The sequence below is a fragment of the Nocardioides sp. Soil_C_8 genome, assembly GCF_057656315.1.
In genome coordinates, this window is sequence record NZ_JBDGKQ010000002.1 from 131,802 (window position 1) to 152,355 (window position 20,554).

Below are 20,554 nucleotides of genomic sequence, written 5' to 3' on the forward strand. Positions count from 1 at the left end.
AGCCCGGTTCCGGCAACAGCAGCAGCAGGTCGTCGCGTTGCTACGGTTCGGGCATGCCGCCACCTGCCGCCGTACCGCGCGCGCTCGCGATCGTGCCGGCCTGGAACGAGCAGGACTCGATCGGCGCGACGGTCGCCGAGATCTTCGCGACCAACCCGAGCCTCGACGTCCTCGTCGTCGACGACGGGTCCAGCGACCGTACGGCGCAGCTGGCCCGCGCCGCGGGCGCCGAGGTCTGCGTGCTGCCCTTCAACCTGGGCGTCGGTGGCGCGATGCGCGCGGGCTACCGCTACGCGCTGCGCCACGGCTACGAGATGGCCGTACAGGTCGACGCGGACGGCCAGCACGACCCGCGCTACGTGCAGACCCTGCTCGACGCCCTCGAGGGAGCCGACGTCGTCATCGGCGCCCGCTTCGCCCGCGAGGGCGATCCCTACCGCGTCCGCGGCCCACGCCGCTGGGCGATGGTCTTCCTCGCCACGGTGCTCAGCTGGCTGGCAGGCACCAGGCTGACCGACGTCACCTCCGGCTTCCGCGCCGCCAATGCCCGCGCCATCCGCATCTTCGCCGCCCACTACCCGGCGGAGTACCTGGGCGACACGGTCGAGTCGCTCGTCATCGCGATGCGGACCGGCCACGTCGTCACCCAGGTTCCCGTCGACATGCGGGTGCGCACCGGCGGCAAGGCGAGCGCGTCGCCCGCCCGGGCCACGATCTACCTCGTCCGAGCCGTCGTCGCGTTGTTCCTGGCCCTGGTCCGCCGCTGGCCCGCCACCGTCGAGCCGAACGTCCCGCGCGAGCAGTACGACGCCTCGCGCGGCGAGCCGGGGACGGCCGCATGAGCAGCTCGACGGTCCTCGGCCTGATCGGCTCGGTGCTCATCCTGGCCACGCTGTTCGAGATGATGCGCCGCCAACGGCTGCGGGAGAAGTACGCGCTCCTCTGGAGCCTGATCGCCGTCGCAGCCCTCGTCCTCGCGCTCTTCCCGGGCCTCCTGGCCGCCCTCACCGACGCGCTCGGCGTCGCCCTGCCGGTCAACCTGGCCTTCTTCGCCGGTGGGCTGCTGCTCTTCCTGGTGTCGCTGCAGCACAGCGCCGACCTCGGCCGCCTCGAGGAGCGCACCCGCACCCTGGCCGAGGAGGTGGCCGTGCTCCGGCTCGAGCTCGACCGGCTCCAGCACCCGGACGCCCCGAGGAGGGGGCGGCCGCAGGGCGGCACGGAGGGCCGGCCCGACGGACGGTCGGACGGCCACGAATGAGCGAGCCCGCCACCGGCCCCCGCGACGGGGTCGTGCACCTGCTCGTGCCCTACTGGGGTGACCCGGCACTGCTCGACCAGACGGTCGAGAGCGTGCTGGCGCAGGACGACGACCGGTGGGCGCTGACCATCGTCGACGACTGCTACCCCGACCCCACCGCGCAACAGCGCTGGGACGGGCACCCCGACCCGCGCGTCACCTACGTCCGCAACGAGACCAACCTCGGCGTGACCGGCAACTTCGAGCGCTGCCGCACCCTCGTGGCCCACGAGCTCGCTGCCTTCCCGGGCTGCGACGACCTGCTCCACCCCTCCTACGTACGGCGGGTCCGGGAGGCGTTCGCTGCGTTCCCGGAGGCGGCCATGGTCCAGCCGGGCGTGCGGGTGGTCGACGAGGACGGCGTCGAGGTGCGCGGGCTGGCCGAGCGGGTGAAGGCGTGGCTGCGCCCGTCCGTCACCACACCGACGCTGCTGCGCGGCGAGCGGCTCGCGACCGGCTTGCTGCACGGGGACTGGCTCTACTGGCCGTCGCTGGCCTTCCGTGGCGACGTGCTCGCCGAGCGGCCGTTCCGCCAGGACCTCCCGGTCATCCTCGACCTCGCGCTCGTCATGGACGTCATCACCGCGGGGGGAGGCCTGGTGCTCGACCCCGAGGTCTCCTTCACCTACCGCCGCCACGACGCCAGCGCGTCCTCGACCGCCCGGTTCGACGGCCAGCGGTTCAGCGACGAGGAGCGCTTCCACCGCGAGGTCGAGGCCCGCCTCGACGAGCTCGGGTGGCGCCGCGCGCGGCGCGCGGCGCGCTGGCACGTCACCAGCCGCCTGCACGCGGCGACGCTGGTGCCCGGCGTCCTCCGCAGCCGCGACCGGGGACAGGTGAGGACGCTGCTCGCGCACGCGCTGGGACGCTCGCCCGGTCCGGACCACCCAGCACGCCAGTGACCCGGGCCGCCCCGCGGCGGTAGCCTTCGAATGCTGTCGGCCACTGGCGAGGGGGTGGCGCATGGCACGGATCGACCGACGGACCGCGTTCGTGCCCGCACTCCTGGCGGCGACCCTGCTCGTGCTCGCCGTCGCGATGTGGCACAACGCCGGCGCCGGCCACCCGATGAGCGTCGTCGACGAGCACATGCACCTCGACACCCAGGTACGGGTGCACCAGGGCACCTATCCGCATCGCGGCTCGCTGATGTCGATGCCGGTCGTGCGCGAGTGGGCGTGCGGGGTCGGCCACGAGGCCGGCGCCGCGATGGCGCCGTGCGACCACCCCGATCTCGGCCCCAACTCGCTGCCCTCGGGCATCTACACCTCGGGGTACATCCACTACCCCACCTACTTCGTCGTCGGTGAGGCCTACCGCGCCGTGGCGAGCGCCCTGGGCGGCGGCTCCCCGTTCATCGACACCTACCGTCACTACGCCGCCATCGTCTTCCTGTCGGGCGTCCTCGCGTGCCTGGCCGGCGCCTGGCGTCTCGGCCTCAGGGGCGCACCGCTGCTGGCGGCCACCCTCGCTCCGGCCTCCGCCAGCGGGATGCTGCTCTACGGCACCATCGTCAACCCCCAGGCCGCGGCCGTGCTCTGTGGCGCCCTGATCGCCTGGAGCGGGTTGTCGTGGGTGCTCACCGGCCGCGGTTTCTGGTGGCTGGCCGCGGCCACAGCCCTCGGCGCGAGCATCGCCGTGGTCCACTCGCTGCCGGCCGGCGCCTTCGTGCTCGCGGCCGTGCTGGCGCTGCTCCTCAGACGCAGGGGCTGGGAGCTGCCCGGCCCCTGGCAACCCCACTGGTGGCAGGTCGGGGTGCTCGCCGTCATCGTCGTCACCCCAGTGGTGCTGTTCGGCCGCTGGATCTCCGAGCAGGCCACCCTCAGCAACTCCGAGCTGTACGCCTTCGTCCCGGTCTCCTCCTCGAAGTCGGTCATGCTGGGGGCCGTCGGCGAGCTGTCGGCCCTGCACACCCCGTGGCTGGAGTCCGGCTCGCTGGCACCGGGTGGGGATGCGTCCGTCGTACGACAGGTGCTGCGCACCGCGGTGCAGGGATTGCCCTTCTGGATCAACGCGGTGATCTTCGGGATGCTGGCGATGGTGCTGCTGCGCGCCTTCCAGGCGTTGCGGGCGCAGCACACCCCGGCCGAGGCGGACGCCGCGCCCGCGCCCCGGGTGCTCCCGGTGCTGCCGCTGCTCGTCCTCGCGGCGCTGGTCACCCTGGTGCTGTACCCGCCGGCACTGCGGGTCGGCCAGGCGATCAACGTCGGCATCGACCACCCCGTGGTCTCCCGCTACTCCATGGCGCTCGCTCCACTCCTGGTCTGGCTGCTGCTGCTCACCACCAGCGACCGGGCCCTGGTCGGCAAGTCCCTCGCCGTGCTCGCCATCGCGACGCTGGTCGGCGTCTCGGTGGGCGCCTGGTGACGTCGCCGCCGTCTTGGGCGCACGAGCGCACCGCCATTAGGTTGAGCGCGTCGTCACGCGCAGGAAGGTGAAACACCATGCACTCCACCCGTCAGGTGGCACTCGGTCAGCCCACGGTCGGCGAGGAGGAGATCGAGGCGCTCCGCGAGGTCTTCGCGAGCGGCTGGCTCTCCGGCGCCGGGCCGACCTGCGTGGCCTTCGAGAAGGAGTTCGCGGCCTCTGCCGGGACCGCCCACGGTCTCGCCACGTCCAACTGCGGCTCCGCGCTCCACCTCGCCCTGCAGGTCCTCGGGTCCGGGCCGGGCGACGAGGTGATCGTCGCCGACTACACCTTCCCCGCGACCGGACACTCGGTCGTGTGGACAGGCGCCACTCCCGTCTTCGCCGACGTACGACCCGACATCGGCACCATCGACGTCGAGTCCGCTGCTGCGCTCGTCACCGACCGCACCGTCGGCATCATCGCCGTCGACATGGTCGGCCAGCCGGCCGACTACGACGAGCTCAACGCGCTCGCCTCGCGTCACGGCCTGTGGCTCCTCGAGGACGCCGCCTGCTCGGCCGGCGCGACCTACAAGGGCCGCCCCGCCGGCAGCCTCGCCGACCTGGCCGCCTTCAGCTTCCACGGCCGCAAGGGCATCACGGCCGGCGAGGGTGGCGCCCTGGTCGGCGACGACACCGAGCTGATGGACCTGGCCCGCAAGCTGCACACCTACGGCATCGCCCCCGCGGTCAGCCGCGAGGGCGACAACACGCTGGCGGTGCCGTCCTTCGACATGGCGGGCTACAACTACCGGATGTCCGACGTGCAGGCCGCGATGATGCGCGTCCAGCTGCGCCGGCTGCCCGACCTGGTCGCCGCGCGCACTGCCGCCGCGGAGGGCTACGCCGAGCGGCTCGCGGGTCTGGAGGGCGTCACCCTCCCCGTCGTCCTCGACGACCGCACCCACCCGTGGCAGTCCTACCTCGTCACGACCGACGACTCCGTCGACCGCGACGCCGTGGTGATGGCGCTGCGCGAGCGCGGTGTCGGCAGCAACTTCGGCACCTACGCCTCCCACGTGCAGCCCATCTACGGCGGCCGGCAGGAGTGCCCGGTCTCGGCGCACCTGTTCACGCACCAGTTCGCGCTGCCGATGCACGCCAACCTGACGGCGGACGACCTCGACCACGTCGCCGAGCAGCTCCGCGCGGTGCTCTCGGACCCCGCCGTACGGCGCTGAGCGGGGCTGGCGTGTCCAACCGGATCCACCCCACTGCGGTCGTCGGCCCCGAGGTCGAGCTCGGGGACCGCAACGTCGTCGGGCCGTTCTGCGTCCTGCAGGGCAAGGTCGTGCTCGGCGACGACAACTACCTCGCGTCCCACGTGGTCGTGGGCGGCGCGGCTGAGGTTCGCGGCCACGACATGACCGCCTCGTGGCAGGAGCCCTTCGACGGGGGGCCCGTCCACCTCGGCTCGCGCAACGTGCTCAAGGAGATGGTCACCATCAGCGGCGGCTGGGCCCACGAGACCAGCCTGGGCGACGACTGCTTCGTCATGACCAAGGCCCACATCAACCACGACGGCCGGGTGGGCGACGAGGTCACCGTCGCCGCGATGGTGGTCACCGCCGGCCACGTCACCGTCGGCACCGGGGCCAACCTCGGCCTCGGGACCGTGGTCCACCAGCGCCTCACCGTGCCCGAGGGCTCGATGATCGGCATGCAGTCGGCCGTCACCCGCCAGCTCCCTCCGTACGTCGTCAGCATGGGCGTGCCGGCCCGACCGGCCCGCCTCAACACCTACCGCCTCGACCGGCTCGGCATCGCTGCCGAGCAGCAGGAGGCGCTGGCCGCGGTCGTGCTCCACGGCTCGCAGGACACCAGCGGCCTCGACGCGCAGCTGCGCGGTCCGGTCGATGCCTGGCTCGAGCGCACCTCCCCCACCTCCTGATCTCCACCTCCTGATCCCCTCCTCCTGATCCCCTCCTCCCCCGCACCGCACCACGTCAGCGACGAAAGGCACCACCATGTCCGCCGAGTTCATCCCGCCCGCCAAGCCGATCATCGGTGACGAGGAGCGCGCCGCGGTCGACCGCGTCATGCGCTCGGGCATGGTCGCGCAGGGCCCCGAGGTGGCCGCCTTCGAGCAGGAGTTCGGCGCCGCCGTCACCGGCGGCCGCACCTGCGTCGCCGTCAACTCCGGCACCTCGGCGCTGCACCTCGGCCTGCTCGCTGCCGGCATCGGGCCGGGCGACGAGGTCATCGTGCCGTCCTTCACCTTCGCCGCCACCGCGAACTCCGTGGCACTCACGGGTGCGACCCCCGTCTTCGCCGACGTCGAGCCCGACTTCTTCTGCCTCGACACCGACAGTGTCCGCGCCGCGGTGACCGAGCGGACCAAGGCGATCATGCCGGTGCACCTCTACGGCCACCCGGCCGACGTGGACGCACTGCAGGCCGTCGCCGACGAGCACGACCTGCGGCTCTTCGAGGACGCGGCCCAGGCACACCTCGCGACGTGGAAGGGCGAGCAGGTCGGCACGTTCGGCGACTTCGCCATGTTCAGCCTCTACCCCACCAAGAACATGACCTCCGGTGAGGGCGGCATGGTCTCGTGCGCCACCGATGACATCGCCCGCATGGTGCGGCTGCTGCGCAACCAGGGCATGGAGCGCCAGTACGCCAACGAGGTCGTCGGCTTCAACGCCCGGATGACCGACATCCACGCCGCCATCGGGCGCGTGCAGCTGACCAAGGTGGAGGGCTGGACCAAGGTCCGCCAGGACAACGCCGCCTACCTCGACCGCCACCTCGAGGGTGTCGTCGTGCCGCCGGTCGCCGCGGACGCGACCCACGTCTACCACCAGTACACGATCAAGGTCGACGGCGACGAGCGCGACCGCATCGTCACCGCCATGCGCGAGGAGCACCAGGTCGGCTCGGGCGTCTACTACCCGATCCCCAACCACCAGCTCGCGTCGCTGACGAAGTACGCCGAGGGCCTCGAGCTGGCGGTGACCCAGCAGCTCGCGCGCGAGGTCATCTCGCTCCCGGTCCACCCCTCGCTCTCGGAGGCCGACCTCGAGCGCATCGTCACCGCCGTCAACACCACGGTCCGCGCCGGCGCCTGATCAGCGGGCGCGGGAGGCGTCCAGCCGGTAGACGTGCTGCGTCGCGCCGTACCACTGGAACTCGTTGGTCGGCAGGGCGCAGCGGCTCGTGGACTCCGTCGTCGTGACGATGTAGCCCACGTCCAGGTCGCTCCTGGCGAGCCAGCACGGGTCCACCCGGACGATGATCACGTCGTTGGCTCCCAGCTCGACGACCGGAGCGTCGCGAGGTCCGTCGAACGTCGCGTAGAGATAGCTCGCGCCCCGGTTCCAGAGCTCCTCGTAGGTGTGGTCCGGGTCGATCTTCTCCCACTCCTCGACCCGAGGCCCGGTGACCTGGTTGCCGGTCATCAGCGGCGCCCCGTTGGCGACGAGGAGGGCGTTGCCGGCGAGCGTGTCCGCGGCGATCAGGCTGTCCTCGCCCTCCGCGCGGTTGACGAGCGCCCGTGCGTCCTGGGCCGCCGGGCTGCTGCGCAGCTCACCGACGCCGTGCACCACCGGGTTGGTGTCGCCCCCCGCGACCAGGCACACGAGCAGCGTGCCGATCACCGGCCACGCACGAGCAGGCCAGCGGGTGACCACCAGGACGACCGCCGCCACACCCGCCACGCCGAGCCAGACCTGCCACGTCGCCAGCCCGGGGAGCGCCTGCTGCAGGTCGCTCACCCCGTACGCCGTCACGGCGGCGCTGGCGGCGGCCGCGGCGACCGCGAGCGCGCCGGTCGGACCGCGGAGGCGTGAGGCGAGCAGCACCAGCAGGAGAGCGGCGGTGAAACCCGCTGTCTGCGCGGAGCGGATCGGCAGGACCACGTTGAGCACCGGGATGTGCTCGCCGAACGAGCCCCACGAGGCCGCCGACCAGGCGGTCCAGAGACCGGTGAAGGCCGCCAGCGTGGCGATCGCGCCCCGCTGGGCACGGGTGGCCGTCGACCAGGCGCGACGCCAGATGACGAGCGCCCAGACACCGCAGACCAGGAAGGCCGAGGTCAGCTCGCTCTGGTTGAGCATCGTCGGCGCCGGGCCGTCCTCCATCTCGAAGAACCCCGGGGCGCCGAAGAGCTGGCCGGGAGACTGCGGCAGCCCGGTGGCCCGCCGCTGGCCGGGGTAGGCCGTGTTGAGCTCGGCCGACAGGGCAGCGGCGTTCTCCCACAGCGTGCCGGCCAGGACGGCCACGGACACCGCAGCGCCGACGCCGACCGTCAGGAGGGTCGCGCGCCGGGTCGCGCGGTCGGCGACGAGGTAGACGCCGGTCGCGAGGACCAGGGGCACGCCGATGGTCAGCGACCACGGCACGTAGTAGGTGACCAGGCGGGCGAGCAGCACACCCGCGAGCGCTGCCTGCAGCAGCCCGGTGACGCGCCGCCCGGCCACGACCCGGTCACGGGCGAGCCAGAGCAGGTAGCTGCCCGCGGCCGCGAACCCGAGGATCCGGATCGGCATGAACGACCACCAGAGCGCCGCAGGGGCCAGGAACGTCAGCACCACGCCCAGCCACGACATCGGCCGGGAGGCGCCCATCCGTCGCAGCAACGGCGGGAGCGCCAGCACCAGCAGGAGCCACGGCCATGCCCGGAACGCCGAGAACAGCATCTCGTCGGGGAGCCACGGACCGAGTCGGAGCAGGTTGCCCTCGTGGAACAGGACCGACTCGACGACCTGTCCCGACGAGATCTGGTAGATCAGGTCGGGGTCCTGCGACAGCGACGGAGCCGTCGAGGACCCGTGCGCCAGGACCGACAGGTCGATGGGGGCCTGGGTCAGCCACTCGTCGCTGCGGATGGGGAGCGACGTGCCCCACTGGTCGGCTCCCTGACCGGTGCCGTCCACGGAGAGCAGTCCCAGGGAGGACGTCGAGAGGCCGGCGACGCTGATGACGGCGTAGGCCAGCAGGGGCAGCACCACCTCGAGCCGGTCGGCCCAACCGCCCATGAGGCGCCACGACCGCCAGGCCGGCTCCCGGACCGACGGGTCGTCGGCGGCTGGCTGCTCGGGGGCCGGGTCCTCGTCGGGGACCGTCCGCTCCGGCGACGTGGTGTTGATGACGGCCTCCCGCATGTCGAGCCAAACGGCGGTCAGGCTACTCCACGCGGGCCTGCGCCACGGGCTCGGGACCGTCGGCGAGCGGATTGGGAGGTGCCCCGCAGGGATCGTTATGGTGAACCGGTTTGTCAGCGCTTTCGAGACGGGGTCCTACGTGCGCATCGTCGTGGTGAACAACTTCTACCCGCCGAGGGTGGGAGGCAGTGCCCACCTCAGCGACGCCCTGGCGCGCGGCTACGCAGCCCGCGGCCACGAGGTGCTGGTGGTGACCGCGGCCTACGAGGACGCACCCGCCGAGGAGTGGCGCGACGGCGTGCGGGTCGTGCGGTTCCCCGCCGTGATGCTGCCCGAGAGCCGCCTCGCCGTGTCGTTCGACATCTCCTTCGCCACGCGTCCCAGCCTCAGGCGCCGGCTCGCGGAGGTCCTCGACGACTTCAGGCCCGACGCGATCCACCAGCACGGGCAGTTCATGGACCTGACCTGGGCCACCGGCGCCTACGCCCGTCGCCGTGGGGTCCCGCTCCTGCTCAGCATCCACACGCGCCTGGAGAATCCCGCCGCGCTGTACCGCAACGTGTTCCGCTTCCTCGACGCCTCCCTCGTCGCACCCCGGCTGCGCCGCTCGCAGCCGTCGCTGGTGGTCATGGACTCCTACATGGAGGACTACATCAAGGAGCGCTACCGCGGCGGTTACCGCGACCTCGTGGCCATCCCGGTGGGCGTCGACCCCGACTGGGTGAGGTCCGGCGACGCCGCCCGCGGGCGCGAGCTCGCCGGCGTCGGCCCGGACGCCCCCATCATCCTGTCCGTCGGTCACGTCATCCCGGTGCGTGACCGCCTCGGCCTCGTCGAGGCGCTGCCGCAGGTCCTGGCTCGACACCCCGACGCCCGCCTCGTCGTCGTCGGCCGCGTCTACTACGACTTGTTCCAGAAGCGCGCCGAGGAGCTCGGCGTGGCCCACGCCGTGGTCAGCCTGGGCGCCGTGCCGAAGCCTGACGTCCCCCACCTCCTGGCCGCGGCGGCCGTCGAGAGCCACGAGCAGGGCATCGGCCTGGGCACCGCCACGCTCGAGTCCATGGCAGCCGGCACGCCGGTCGTGGCCTGGGGTCGCATCGACAACTTCCCCGGCATCCCGATGGTCGACGGCGAGGACATCTTCATGTGCGACCCGGGTGACGTCGACGGGCTCGCCCAGCGCCTCGTCCGCTCCCTGGACGACCCCGAGGCCACCCGGCAGGTCGGCGCCAGCGCCAGGCGCATCGTCGACCAGCACTTCGCCCTCGACCGGGTGCTGGACCGCCACCTCGAGGTGCTCGACGACCTCGTGGCGCGAGCCGCCCCGCAGACGATCCGCTGACACCCGGCGACACCTGCCGCACCTGCACGCACCTGCACGCACCTGCACAGCCCGACCCAGCAACCCAGACCCTGAGGAGATCCACCAGATGAGCTCGAAGGAAACCGTCTTCTTCACCGGCGGGGCCGGCTTCATCGGCATGCACGTCGTGCCCATGCTGCTCGAGAAGGACTACAAGGTCCGCATCTTCGACAACATGTTCCGCGGCGACCGTGACGCCGTGGCCGCCCTCGGCGACGACGTCGAGCTCATCGACCAGGACGTGCGCTACGGCGGCGCCGTGCACGCGGCGATGAAGGGGTGCTCCAAGGTCATCCACGCCGCTGCGGTCTCGATCAACAAGAGCCAGGCCGACCCGTACGAGTCCATGGACATCAACATGATCGGCAACCACAACGTGTTCGCCGCCGCGGCCGACCACGGTGTCGACCGGCTCGTGTACTGCTCGTCCGCCTCGGTCTACGGCGACCCGGAGCGCCTGCCGATGCACGAGGACGACAAGCTGCTCCCCATCACGCCCTACTGCATCGCCAAGCGGGCCGGCGAGGACCTGCTCGGCTACTACAACCGGCGCGCCGGGCTGTCGTGGGTAGCGCTGCGGTTCTTCAACGTCTACGGCCCGGGCCAGAAGACGACCGCCTACTACACCTCGGTCATCAACCACTTCGTCAACCGGATCAAGAACGGCGAGCCGCCGGTCATCGACGGCAAGGGCGAGCAGTCGATGGACTTCATCCACGTCCACGACATCGCGCGCTCGGTCGTGCTGGCGCTGGAGTCCGAGCAGGCCAACGTGCCGGTCAACATCGGCACGGGCATCGACACCTCGATCGCCGACCTGGCCCGCATCCTCATCGACGCGGTCGGTGCCGACGTGGAGCCGCAGTTCAACCCCCGCGACGTGCTCGTCAGCCGCCGCGCGGCCGACACCACGCGCGCCAAGGAGGTCCTCGGCTTCGAGCCGACGATCGACGTGCGCACGGGCATGACCGAGCTCATCCGCGGTCAGTGAGCACACGGTGAGCGCGTCCTTCCCGGCCAACCCGTGGAACGAGCACGCATGGGTGGTCGGCGAGCCGACGGTCGGTGAGGGCACCTGGATCGGGGCCTTCACCGTGATCGACGGCTCGGGAGGCCTCACGATCGGCCGGGGGTGCGACATCTCCTCCGGCGTGCACATCTACACCCACTCCTCGGCGAGGCGGTGCGTCTCCGGCCGCCGCTTCGCCGAGGTGGAGCGGCGTCCGGTCACCATCGGCGACCACGTCTTCATCGGCGCCAACGCCGTCATCAACATGGGAGTCACGATCGGCGACGAGGCCGTCGTCGGCGCGGGTGCCGTGGTCACCGCCGACGTCCCGGCGCGCGCGATCGTGGGCGGCGTACCGGCGCGTCAGATCGGTCGGGTCGACCTGACCGACCCGACCGACCCCGACTTCGTCGTCAGCGGGTCCTGAGGACCGCGTCGACCACCCGGTGCGCCGGGAGGATGCTGGCGCGCTCCGCGTCGGCGTCGACCGAGCCCTCGACGAGCCCGACGAAGTGGTCCAGCTGTGAGACCAGCGGCTCCGCCCCGCCGATCTCGGGGACCTCGATCTCGGTGAACTGGCGGAAGCCGACGAAGTCGTCGTCACCCTCGATGCTGGAGTGGCGGTAGCTGGTCAGTCCACGGCGCAGCAGGTCGATCTCGATCATCCGGTCGAGCTCCTGGATGACCATCGAGCGCACCTTGACCTGACCGAGCCGGCTCGCCGACACCGAGGCGATGCCACCGCCGGAGAAGCGGACGCCCGCCTCGACGATGTCCTCGGCGCCGGAGACGCTCTCGGGGTGGAACTGGCCGACCTTCACGTCGAACGACTCCGGCTGCTCGCCGCCGAAGGCGCGCACGACGAGGTCCACGTCGTGCACCAGCAGGTCCCAGGCCACGCCCGTCTTGATGCGCGGCGCGTAGGGCGAGTGACGCTGGGCACGGACGTAGAGCGGGGCCTCCACCATCCGCATCGCCGTCATGACGGCGGGGTTGAAGCGCTCGAGGAACCCGCACATCAGTGGCGTCCCGGCGGCCGCTGAGGCGTCGACGAGCTCCTGGGACTCCTCGAGCGAGGGGCACAGGGGCTTCTCGACGAGCAGCGGGAGGCCGGCGTCGATGACCTGGGCCGCCAGCTCGCGGTGGACCTCGGTCGCGGCGGCGATGACCACCGCGTCGTAGGCCCCGATCCCGTCGAGGTCGGCCTGCCACGTCGAGTCGTACTGACCGGCGACGGCGCGTCCGCTCTCCTCGTGCGGGTCGATCACGGCAGCCAGCTCGGTGCGCGAGCCGTTGGCGATGACACGGGCATGGTTGCGGCCCATGGACCCGGATCCGACGAGTGCGACGCGCAGTGGTTCAGCCATGGTGAGCACCCTATCGACGGCCGCTCGTTTGGCCGCATGCCGTCCCCGTCGGGCAGGATGGCGGTCCGGGTGCCGCCGTCCACGCGCGTGCGCCCGCCACCGGTGCCGCTCCGAGCGGCCACCCGACGAGAGGATCCGCCACGTCCGCCGAAGTCCAGCCCGCGCACACCACCCGCGGCCGGCTCATCCACTGGGCGCGCATCCTCCTCGTCGTCGCCGTCGTGCTGGCCGCCGGCTACGCCCTCTGGTCCAACCACGAGGTGGTGCAGGAGACCCTCGCCGAGCTGTCCTGGCGCGACTGGCTCCCCTCGTTCATCGCCCTTCCCGTCGCCATCCTCCTGTCGACGTTGAGCTGGCAGCTGCTCGTCGACGAGCTCGGGGAGCCCATCGGCGTGGCACGCGGTGCGCAGATCTTCCTCGTCGGCCAGCTCGGCAAGTACCTCCCCGGGTCGGTGTGGGCCTACGTGCTCCAGATCGAGCTCGGCCGGCGGGCCGGCCTGGCTCGCGCCCGCATCTTCACGGCCACCCTCTTCTCCCTCGCGGTGGCCGTCGTCGCCGCCCTCCTCGCCGGGTCGCTCGTGCTGCCGGGATTCGTCCGGGACTACGAGGCGCTGCGGGGCCTGGTGTGGCTCTACCTCCTGCTGCCGATCGGGCTGGTCTGCCTGCACCCGGCGATCCTCCAGCGCATCGTCGCGATCGGGTTCAAGGTGCTGCGGCGGCCGCAGCCCGACCACCCGGTGCGACTGCGTGCGGTCGCCCTCTCCCTGCTCGCCGCCGTGGCGTCCTACGGCTTCTTCGGCCTGCACCTGTGGCTGCTCGTCCGGGGCGTCTCGGACGTCGACGGCAGCGCGTCGTTCCTGCTCGTGTGCATCGGCACGATGGCGATCGCGATGATCTCGGGCCTCTTCTTCTTCCTGCTGCCCTCGGGCGCCGGCGTGCGCGAGCTGATCATCGTCACCGCCCTAGCACCCACCATCGGCTCGGGCGAGGCCATCGCGCTCGCAGCGGTGTCACGGGTGCTGATCGTGCTGGCCGACCTGCTCACCGCGGCGTCGGCCGCCGGCCTCGGGTGGTGGGAGCGGCGTCGCTACGGGCCGATCCCCCACGACCAGGGCATCGACGACGACGAGGCCTGACTCAGGCGCGGGCCTCGTCCACCCGGTCGACGATCAGGTCGGCGATCGGCAGCGCCGACGTCGCAGCAGGGGACGGGGCGTTCACGACGTGCAGCGTGCGCGGGGTGTCGCGCAGCAGGAAGTCGTGCACGAACGAGCCGTCGCGCATCACGGCCTGCGCCCGGATCCCGGCCTCGCGCGGCTTCAGGTCGTCGAGGCGCAGGTCGGGGCAGTACTTCTGGCACAACCGCAGGTAGCCGCGCTTCGACAGCGAGTTGCGCATCTCCCGGGCCCCGGTGCGGACGTTGGCGCGGGCCACCTTCCACATGCCGGGGAACGACACGATGTCGCGGGCGTCGCGGCGGTCGAAGGAGAACTTGGGATACCCCTCACGTGACAGGCCGAGCACCGCGTTCGGACCGACGTTGAGCCCGCCGTCGACGGTCGGCGTGAGGTGGACGCCGAGGAACGGCAGCTCGGGGTCGGGGATGGGGTAGACCAAGGTGTCGACGAGGTCGGCGCGCTCGGGTCGTACGTCGTAGTACTCGCCGCGGAAGGGCACCATGGCGAAGTCGACGTCGAGCCCCGCCATCCGCGCCACCCGGTCCGCCTGGACGCCGGCGCAGAAGACGACGTGGGAGCCGCGCACGTCGCCGCGACTGGTGGTCAGCACCACCTCCTGGGCGGTCTCGTGGATCCCGAGGACGCGGGTGTCGCGCATCAAGGTGCCACCTGCCTCCTCGACCAGCGTGGCCAGCCGCCGGTTGATCATGCCGTAGTCGGTGATGCCGGTGGCCGAGACGAACAGCGCGCCGAGGCCGGCGACGTGGGGCTCGCGCTCGCGCAGCTCGGCGCCGCTCAGCACGGTCGCCTCGATCTGGTTGACCGCCGCCCGCTCGGCGAGCGCTTGCATCCCCTGGAGCTCCCGCTCGTCGGTGGCCACGAGCAGCTTGCCGATGCGGCGCCACGGGATGCCGTGCTCGTCGGCGAACTGCTCGGTGGCAGCAGCACCCGCCCGGCACAGGTCGGCCTTGAGGCTGCCGGGCGTGTAGTAGATGCCCGAGTGGATCACCCCGCTGTTGTGGCCGGTCTGGTGGCGACCGAACTCGGCCTCCTTGTCGAGGAGCAGCACGCTCCGGTCGGGGTGGCGCCGGCTCAGGGTCCACGCGGTCGCGGCGCCCACGATGCCGCCGCCCACGACGACGTGGTCAAAGGTCTCGGCCACTGAGGCTCCTCCGGGTGCTGGTGCGAGGTCGGGCGACAGCATAGGTAGCGCCCCGCGAGGGTAAGGTGCTGCCCCGTGGACGACCGGCGAGACGAGACCGACCTGGCCGACCGGCTGGCCCGCACCGAGAAGGCGCTGCGCCGGTCCGGGCGCGAGCTGAAGTGGTGGCAGATCGAGCTCGAGCACACCCAGGAGTCCCTGCAGCGCGCCCGGCGCCAGCGGGCGCGCCTGCGCGACCAGGTCGACACCCTCTCCGACGTCCTCGCGGACACCCTGTCCCGCGCCTACTGGGCCGAGCAGGAGCCTCGGCGCTCCGCCATGGGTCGCCTGGTCGGTCGGGGCTCGTCGGGCGACCCCGAGGCCGCGCTCGTGCGCGAGGTGGAGGCCAGCGCCGCCTTCGACGGCGGGTGGTACCTCCGCGCCCACCCCGCCGCGGCGCGCTCCGGGCTCAGTCCCGCCGTGCACCTCGTGCGCCACGGCAACGCGAAGCGACTCGACCCCGGGCCGTCGTTCAGCACCGCCGCCTACCTCGAGCGCCACCCCGAGGCGGCCGAGGCCGGTGTGCCCGCACTGCTCCACGCGATCCGCCACGGGCGGTTGGACGAGACGAGCGACGACGACGCGACCGCGTCCCCGGCCAGCGACCTGCACCTGTGACAGACATGCTGGACCTCGCCGAGTTCACCGCGCGCTGGCGTGCCTTCGTCCCTCGCTGGGCCGCCGCCTCGACCGAGGAGCGGACCCGCCTCGTCGACGACGCGATGGCGCGGGGCCTGCCCCCGGGCGAGCCCGGTGAGGCTCCCCTGCCGGAGGCCGCCCTGGCGGCCGAGGTCGCCGTCATCCGGGCGAGCGGGGAGTTCGACGAGTTCGGCTACATGTGGCACAACCCGGACCTGCGCTGGGACCTGTGCACCGGCCCCGAGCAGGCGATCCACTTCGCCGAGCGCGGGTGGCACGAGATGCGGCACCCCTCCCCCGCCTTCGACCTGTGGCACTACACCAACGCCCACCTCGACCCCGAGGACGACGAGGTGAACCCGGTCGTCCACTACGCGCTCGAGGGGCGGCGCCACGGCCTCGCCACCCTGCCCGAGGTGCGGCAGCTGCCCGCACCCCCGGCGCCGTCCGACTCACCGCGACGGGTCTGCCTGTTCGCGGCCTTCGACGTCGACGGCATCATCGACCCGACCGTGGTCACCTACCTCGCCGACCTCAGCCGCTTCGCCGACGTCTACTACCTCGCCGACTGCGTGCTGGAGGAGGGCGAGCTCGACAAGATCGCGCCCTACACGAAGGGCGCCTGGGCGCTGCGCCACGGCCGCTACGACTTCGGCTCGTACTCGATGCTCGCCACCGACCTCGTCGGGTGGGACGTGATCGACCAGTACGACGAGCTGATGCTCGCCAACGACTCGTGCTGGCTGGTGCAGCCGCTCGACACGGTCTTCGCCAAGATGGACGCCACCGCGTGCGACTGGTGGGGCCTGCAGGCCACCTACGAGGACTTCGGCATCAAGGAGTACGAAGCCCGCGGGGGGCCGTTGCCGCTGGACGACGTCGAGGAGCAGATGCGCCGGCAGGACCTGTGGCGCTACTCCGACTTCATCCACGTCGGGTCGTACTTCCTCGTCTACCGCAAGCGGGTGATCCAGGACCCGGAGTTCCGACGCCGGCTGCAGACCGTGGCCGAGCAGCGGGACAAGACGGCCATCATCCTCAAGTACGAGATCGGCTTCTCCCGCCACCTCATCCTCAGCGGCTACCACCTTGCGACCTTCGTCGACGGGATCCTGGCCTACCACCCCGTCTACCGCGCCTCCGCCTTCGAGCTCATGGCCCAAGGCTTCCCGCTCCTCAAGCGCCAGTTCCTCTACGAGAACCCGTTCTCGGCACCCGACCTGCGGCTGTGGAAGCAGCGCGTGCTGGAGGTCGTGCCCGACGCGGACGTCGAGGCGATGGAGCGCAACCTGCGACGGATCGCGCCGGCGTGGAGCCTGCACCGCAGCTTCGCCATCCGCTCGCGCGCCGACGGGGCTGCGATCCTGCCCGAACCGCTCGGACCCGAGACCTTCCCAGACGAGGACAAGTGGGTCCCGTCGTTCGACCACTGGTGGGGATTCCCCGCCGATCCCCGGACCGGCTTGCTGAGCGGTGCCGTGCGCGCGGTGTTCGACGCCGTGCGCGACGACCCCACCGTGAAGAAGATCGTGCTGGAGGGCACCCGTCCCCTGTCCGCGCCCGGTGAGAACGTCGTTCGCGTGGCGACGGAGAGCGCGCCGGGACAGATGTACTGCCTCCGGATGGGCACGATCTTCACGTCGGTCGGCCCGCGGTCCGACGTCAACCACCCGCTCTCACCCCGGCACCACCGCTTCCTCCAGCTCGGTCGGCCCACCGGGCTGGTTGCCCCCGACATCGGGCTCGACGGCAGCGGCGACACCTGGGGCCTGCGCGACACGGCCGCCCTCGAGCTCGACGACGCCCTCACCCGGGTCGTCGTGGTGTCGGGAGCAGAGGGCATCGCCGCCCTCGCCGACCTGCCGCGGCTCGAGCCGGACGGGGTCTGGGAGCTGGGCTCACCGCGCATCGACCTCCTGGTGCAGGAGGAGTGCGACCTCGCCGGCCCCCATGTCGCCGAGCTCGGACGGCTGCGTGCGGTGCTGGGCGATCGGCGCCTGGTCGTCGTCGAGCCGTGGGGACAGCCCCTCGACATGGACGACCTCGCCGCATGGGCGGCCGAGCACCCCGACGTGGCGGTCGGCGTACGACGTGGGAGCGCCGAGTCGACCCGGCTCCCCGAGCCGCTGCTCGACCTGGGTGACGAGATGCTCGTCGCCGACTCACCGAAGACGCGCATGCCCGTGCACCCCGAGACCGCATGGCGTCTGGCCGACGTGCTCGTCTCCGGCTCCGGGGCGGACCTCGCCGACTGGGCGGTGCTGGGCCGCCCGGCAGTGGCCCTGGTGGACTCCGACGTCGTGCCGCTCCCGGCCGTGCCGGCCTCCGACGTCCCCACGGCGATCGAACGGGCCATGTCCGCGCCGCCCGCCGAGGACTACCTCTCCTGGGGTCGCCGGCTGCACGCGATGAGCGACGGGCGCGCCGCCGAGCGGGTCGTCATGGCGCTCAAGCGCCGCTACCTGCCCATCGACGACTGGCTCGCCGACGACCCCCCGATGGACGACGAGGCGGTCAACGGCCTCCTCTGAGCTCGATCCGGGCCACCTCGCGCTCTCGCGCCCGGTGCACGAACCTGCGTGCCGCCTGCCCGTCCATCAGGGGTACGGGCCCGGATCCCGCACCCGGCCTCGACCAGCCCTGAGCGCCCAGGTCCTCGAGGCGGCCGAGCACGGCATCGAGGTCGTCGCCCGCGCGGTGCTCGAGGAGCACGTGACCGGCGGCCCGCGCGTCAAGCACGCCGGCGGCGCTGTCGGCCACGACCGCGGAGGCTGCTCGCCACACCGCGACCTCCGAGACCACCGCACGGTCGCTGAGCCCGATCGGCGCGAGCGGCCCGAAGGCGTGCGTGAGCCCGTCGGCGGCGTCCGGGTTCACTTCCCGGACCCCCAGGACCACGCCGCTCGCGCGAACCCACTCCCCCAGCCGGGCCACGTCGCCCTCGCTGTAGGGCGACGGGCCGGCCCCCTCGACGACCACCAGCGGGCGTCCGCCGAGGCGGTCGCGCAGCTGCTCCTCGGCGCGAGCCAGGTCGGCGGGCAGGTGGGCCGGATCGGCAGCGAGGAGGTCGTGGCGGGGCAGCCCGCCGAGCCAGACCGACTCCGCGCCGAGGGTGGGGTCGGCGACCCGGCGTGCCAGCGCCTCGACCTCGGACGCGACGGCCACCGCGTCCACCGCGCCCAGCGCGGGGGCGACGGCGGCGGGCGACCAGCGCGCGCCCACGTGGAGGAAGCGGTGACGGGTGGCGAGCGGGGTGAGGGGCAGGGCCGTCTCGAGCGGGTCCGCGACGATCACCACGCCGCAGCGCACGAGGGCGTTCTGTCCCTCGAAGGTCGCCACGGGGACGGAGACCACCTCGGCACCCGAGAGGTCCTCGTCGAAGGAGCGTGTGCGGGTGAGGACCACCTTCTTCAGCGACGGGTCGTGCCTCACCGCGTCCAGCACCGCCCGGACGCCCGCGTCGAGCCGCCCGGACGGCCCGGCGACGAAGGCCCACCAGTGGTTGAACGATGGTGTCTCACGGTCCATCCGGCGGAACGAGTAGCCCGTGTGCGGGTACGTCGGAACCGTGCGGCGCCCCGTTCGTGGGTCCACCGTGACGTCGTAGGCGTCGTGGATCCGGGCCGGGTCGGTGACACGTCGGATGTTGACCTGCATCTCCTCTGTGCGGGCCTCCGGGGCGATCTCGCGCAGGCGCTGCGGCCAGCTGCCGACACCGGGCGCGCGGCGCGGGTTCTCGCCGAGGAAGTTGCGCTTGGCGAGCGGGAATCCCTGCTCGATCAGGTCGAACACGTGGCGGGAGTAGAGCGGGTGGAACGGCTGCAGGTCAGGCAGCCACGTGTCGAAGTCGAAGCCCCGGTCCATCAGGTAGCGGCTGATGCCGATCTCGTACTTGTGGACCACGAGCCCCTTCGCCTCCTGGGGCACCACCGTGTCCAGCCGCCAGCGGAAGCCCGGGTCGGTGAAGACCGGGCGTCGGAAGGCCAGGAAGTACGAGCTCAGGTGGAGGTAGCGCACGTCGCTGAAGTGGCGCGGCCCCACCAGCCTCCGCTTGGCCTCGGCGAGCGGGATCGGGGCGTCGTCGCGGAAGTAGTTCTCGTCGTGCTCCATCGACGTCGCCTGCAGGCTCCACCAGTCGCACGCGCGCCCACCCATGGTGGCGAACACCTCGTCGAGCGGCCTCAGGAGGAAGCAGGAGTCGTTGGCGAGCAGCAGCTCGTCGTAGCCGTCGATCACGTCCCAGCCCACGAGGTCGCGCGCCAGCACCGAGAAGGAGCCGAAGTCGTAGGCGCCGTGCGGGACGCTCCACGCCCCCGCGGTGACTCCCTCGAGGCGGTCGAGCTGGCCGGGCTCGAGGACGCCGTCGGACAGGTAGTAGACGTCGGCGTGGCGGGAGAGCTCGCGCAGGTAGGTGACGACGTAGTCGTCGACGATGCCGTCGCGGTCGTGCGCCGCGAAGAGGCACACCCGACGGGTCCCTGCGTCTGGCGCGAGACGGGCCGGGTTCCTCGACGGGACCTGCTCGGGGACCGGTGGCCAGCCGCGCTGCCGTCCGTCGACCAGCCAGTGCAGCAGCGGGTCGACGGTGTCGCTGGTCGGATCGAGGTGGTCGACCCAGTAGGACCACAGGTCGAAGCGCGGGCTCGGGTTCTGCAGGAGACGCCACCCGGTCTCGACGTGGTGGCGGTAGGGGTCGGTGCCGCGCTTGAGCCGGTGACGGACCGTGTACTGCTCAGGCTCGAGGTAGCCGCTCGCAGCGACGACCGCCCGGGCAGCGGTGAGCGATGCTGCGTCCGACGGTCGAGCCCGGTTCGCGTCTGCCTCGGGCAGGCCGACCTCGAGCACCTCCGCGACGGCTTCAGCCGCTGCCTCGGCCCCCTTCGCCGCGGCGCGACGCCATCGTCGGACGAACGCCGCCCACCGGGTGCCGAAGTCCGCCAGGTCGGCGCGACGCGCAGCGAGCTGTTCCTCGAGCCCTTCCACGCG

17 protein-coding genes are annotated in these 20,554 nt (G+C 72.2%); 13 read left to right on the forward strand and 4 right to left on the reverse strand.

The annotated features are described in order from the left end of the window. Nucleotides 1–53 precede the first annotated feature (53 nt). The 7 genes from AC3A3L_RS10410 (at nucleotide 54) to AC3A3L_RS10440 (ending at nucleotide 6,777) form a co-directional block, all read left to right on the forward strand. Entirely contained in the window at nucleotides 54–842 is a 789-nt protein-coding gene (locus AC3A3L_RS10410) for a glycosyltransferase family 2 protein (RefSeq protein ID WP_487639960.1), read from the forward strand. After that, nucleotides 839–1,258 (forward strand): DUF2304 domain-containing protein, encoded by a 420-nt coding sequence (locus tag AC3A3L_RS10415; RefSeq protein WP_487639961.1) that lies wholly within the window; start codon nucleotides 839–841, stop codon nucleotides 1,256–1,258. Before AC3A3L_RS10410 ends, AC3A3L_RS10415 begins: the two co-directional genes overlap by 4 nt. Then, entirely contained in the window at nucleotides 1,255–2,199 is a 945-nt protein-coding gene (locus AC3A3L_RS10420; protein WP_487639962.1) for a glycosyltransferase family 2 protein, read from the forward strand. The genes AC3A3L_RS10415 and AC3A3L_RS10420 overlap by 4 nt, the downstream gene beginning before the upstream one ends. A gap of 61 nt (nucleotides 2,200–2,260) precedes the next feature. Then, complete coding sequence (locus tag AC3A3L_RS10425) at nucleotides 2,261–3,664, forward strand: hypothetical protein (RefSeq protein ID WP_487639963.1); 1,404 nt, start codon at nucleotides 2,261–2,263, stop codon at nucleotides 3,662–3,664. A 77-nt stretch (nucleotides 3,665–3,741) separates the two neighbouring features. Next, nucleotides 3,742–4,887 carry a DegT/DnrJ/EryC1/StrS family aminotransferase gene (locus AC3A3L_RS10430; protein WP_487639964.1) on the forward strand — a complete coding sequence of 382 codons (1,146 nt, stop codon included), beginning with the start codon at nucleotides 3,742–3,744 and terminating at the stop codon, nucleotides 4,885–4,887. Between the two features lie 11 nt (nucleotides 4,888–4,898). Continuing rightward, nucleotides 4,899–5,597, forward strand: a complete 699-nt coding sequence (locus AC3A3L_RS10435) for a hypothetical protein (protein ID WP_487639965.1) — start codon at nucleotides 4,899–4,901, stop codon at nucleotides 5,595–5,597. A 76-nt stretch (nucleotides 5,598–5,673) separates the two neighbouring features. Further along, nucleotides 5,674–6,777, forward strand: a complete 1,104-nt coding sequence (locus AC3A3L_RS10440) for a DegT/DnrJ/EryC1/StrS family aminotransferase (RefSeq protein WP_487639966.1) — start codon at nucleotides 5,674–5,676, stop codon at nucleotides 6,775–6,777. Here AC3A3L_RS10440 and AC3A3L_RS10445 read toward each other — a convergent pair whose 3' ends face one another. Beyond that, nucleotides 6,778–8,811 carry a DUF7657 domain-containing protein gene (locus tag AC3A3L_RS10445; protein WP_487639967.1) on the reverse strand — a complete coding sequence of 678 codons (2,034 nt, stop codon included), beginning with the start codon at nucleotides 8,809–8,811 and terminating at the stop codon, nucleotides 6,778–6,780. It abuts the gene before it with no gap. Between the two features lie 139 nt (nucleotides 8,812–8,950). Between AC3A3L_RS10445 and AC3A3L_RS10450 the strand changes: the two genes are divergently transcribed. The 3 genes from AC3A3L_RS10450 to AC3A3L_RS10460 all read left to right on the forward strand — a co-directional run bounded on the left by AC3A3L_RS10450 (nucleotide 8,951) and on the right by AC3A3L_RS10460 (nucleotide 11,610). Next, nucleotides 8,951–10,153, forward strand: coding sequence for a glycosyltransferase family 4 protein (locus tag AC3A3L_RS10450; protein WP_487639968.1), 1,203 nt, complete (start codon nucleotides 8,951–8,953; stop codon nucleotides 10,151–10,153). An 88-nt stretch (nucleotides 10,154–10,241) separates the two neighbouring features. Next, nucleotides 10,242–11,165 carry an NAD-dependent epimerase/dehydratase family protein gene (locus tag AC3A3L_RS10455; RefSeq protein WP_487639969.1) on the forward strand — a complete coding sequence of 308 codons (924 nt, stop codon included), beginning with the start codon at nucleotides 10,242–10,244 and terminating at the stop codon, nucleotides 11,163–11,165. Between the two features lie 7 nt (nucleotides 11,166–11,172). Beyond that, nucleotides 11,173–11,610, forward strand: a complete 438-nt coding sequence (locus AC3A3L_RS10460; RefSeq protein WP_487639970.1) for an acyltransferase — start codon at nucleotides 11,173–11,175, stop codon at nucleotides 11,608–11,610. Here the strand turns inward: AC3A3L_RS10460 and AC3A3L_RS10465 are convergent. Then, nucleotides 11,597–12,550: a Gfo/Idh/MocA family protein gene (locus AC3A3L_RS10465; protein WP_487639971.1), complete on the reverse strand. Its 954-nt coding sequence runs from the start codon at nucleotides 12,548–12,550 to the stop codon at nucleotides 11,597–11,599. The genes AC3A3L_RS10460 and AC3A3L_RS10465 overlap by 14 nt on opposite strands. 221 nt (nucleotides 12,551–12,771) lie before the next feature. Here AC3A3L_RS10465 and AC3A3L_RS10470 point away from each other — a divergent pair, with 221 nt between their 5' ends. Then, complete coding sequence (locus AC3A3L_RS10470) at nucleotides 12,772–13,686, forward strand: lysylphosphatidylglycerol synthase domain-containing protein (protein ID WP_487639972.1); 915 nt, start codon at nucleotides 12,772–12,774, stop codon at nucleotides 13,684–13,686. A 1-nt stretch (nucleotide 13,687) separates the two neighbouring features. Here the strand turns inward: AC3A3L_RS10470 and lhgO are convergent, their stop codons facing one another. Beyond that, the gene (gene lhgO, locus AC3A3L_RS10475) at nucleotides 13,688–14,890 is read right to left on the reverse strand and encodes an L-2-hydroxyglutarate oxidase (protein WP_487639973.1); all 1,203 of its coding nucleotides are present in this window, start codon (nucleotides 14,888–14,890) and stop codon (nucleotides 13,688–13,690) included. 75 nt (nucleotides 14,891–14,965) lie between these two features. Between lhgO and AC3A3L_RS10480 the strand changes: the two genes are divergently transcribed. Both AC3A3L_RS10480 and AC3A3L_RS10485 read left to right on the forward strand, forming a co-directional pair. Then, the gene (locus AC3A3L_RS10480; RefSeq protein WP_487639974.1) at nucleotides 14,966–15,547 is read left to right on the forward strand and encodes a hypothetical protein; all 582 of its coding nucleotides are present in this window, start codon (nucleotides 14,966–14,968) and stop codon (nucleotides 15,545–15,547) included. Between the two features lie 5 nt (nucleotides 15,548–15,552). Beyond that, nucleotides 15,553–18,099 carry a rhamnan synthesis F family protein gene (locus tag AC3A3L_RS10485; RefSeq protein WP_487640573.1) on the forward strand — a complete coding sequence of 849 codons (2,547 nt, stop codon included), beginning with the start codon at nucleotides 15,553–15,555 and terminating at the stop codon, nucleotides 18,097–18,099. Here the strand turns inward: AC3A3L_RS10485 and AC3A3L_RS10490 are convergent. Further along, a complete protein-coding gene (locus AC3A3L_RS10490; RefSeq protein ID WP_487639975.1) occupies nucleotides 18,083–20,551 on the reverse strand; it encodes a rhamnan synthesis F family protein in 2,469 nt (822 codons plus the stop codon). The genes AC3A3L_RS10485 and AC3A3L_RS10490 overlap by 17 nt on opposite strands. Nucleotides 20,552–20,554: the final 3 nt, after the last annotated feature.

Coding starts and splice junctions, on each gene's coding strand:
- AC3A3L_RS10410 (WP_487639960.1), top strand. CDS start 54: ATGCCGCCACCTGCCGCCGTACCGCGCGCGCTCGCGATCGTGCCGGCC.
- AC3A3L_RS10415 (WP_487639961.1), top strand. CDS start 839: ATGAGCAGCTCGACGGTCCTCGGCCTGATCGGCTCGGTGCTCATCCTG.
- AC3A3L_RS10420 (WP_487639962.1), top strand. CDS start 1,255: ATGAGCGAGCCCGCCACCGGCCCCCGCGACGGGGTCGTGCACCTGCTC.
- AC3A3L_RS10425 (WP_487639963.1), top strand. CDS start 2,261: ATGGCACGGATCGACCGACGGACCGCGTTCGTGCCCGCACTCCTGGCG.
- AC3A3L_RS10430 (WP_487639964.1), top strand. CDS start 3,742: ATGCACTCCACCCGTCAGGTGGCACTCGGTCAGCCCACGGTCGGCGAG.
- AC3A3L_RS10440 (WP_487639966.1), top strand. CDS start 5,674: ATGTCCGCCGAGTTCATCCCGCCCGCCAAGCCGATCATCGGTGACGAG.
- AC3A3L_RS10445 (WP_487639967.1), bottom strand. CDS start 8,811: ATGCGGGAGGCCGTCATCAACACCACGTCGCCGGAGCGGACGGTCCCC.
- AC3A3L_RS10455 (WP_487639969.1), top strand. CDS start 10,242: ATGAGCTCGAAGGAAACCGTCTTCTTCACCGGCGGGGCCGGCTTCATC.
- AC3A3L_RS10465 (WP_487639971.1), bottom strand. CDS start 12,550: ATGGCTGAACCACTGCGCGTCGCACTCGTCGGATCCGGGTCCATGGGC.
- AC3A3L_RS10485 (WP_487640573.1), top strand. CDS start 15,553: ATGCTGGACCTCGCCGAGTTCACCGCGCGCTGGCGTGCCTTCGTCCCT.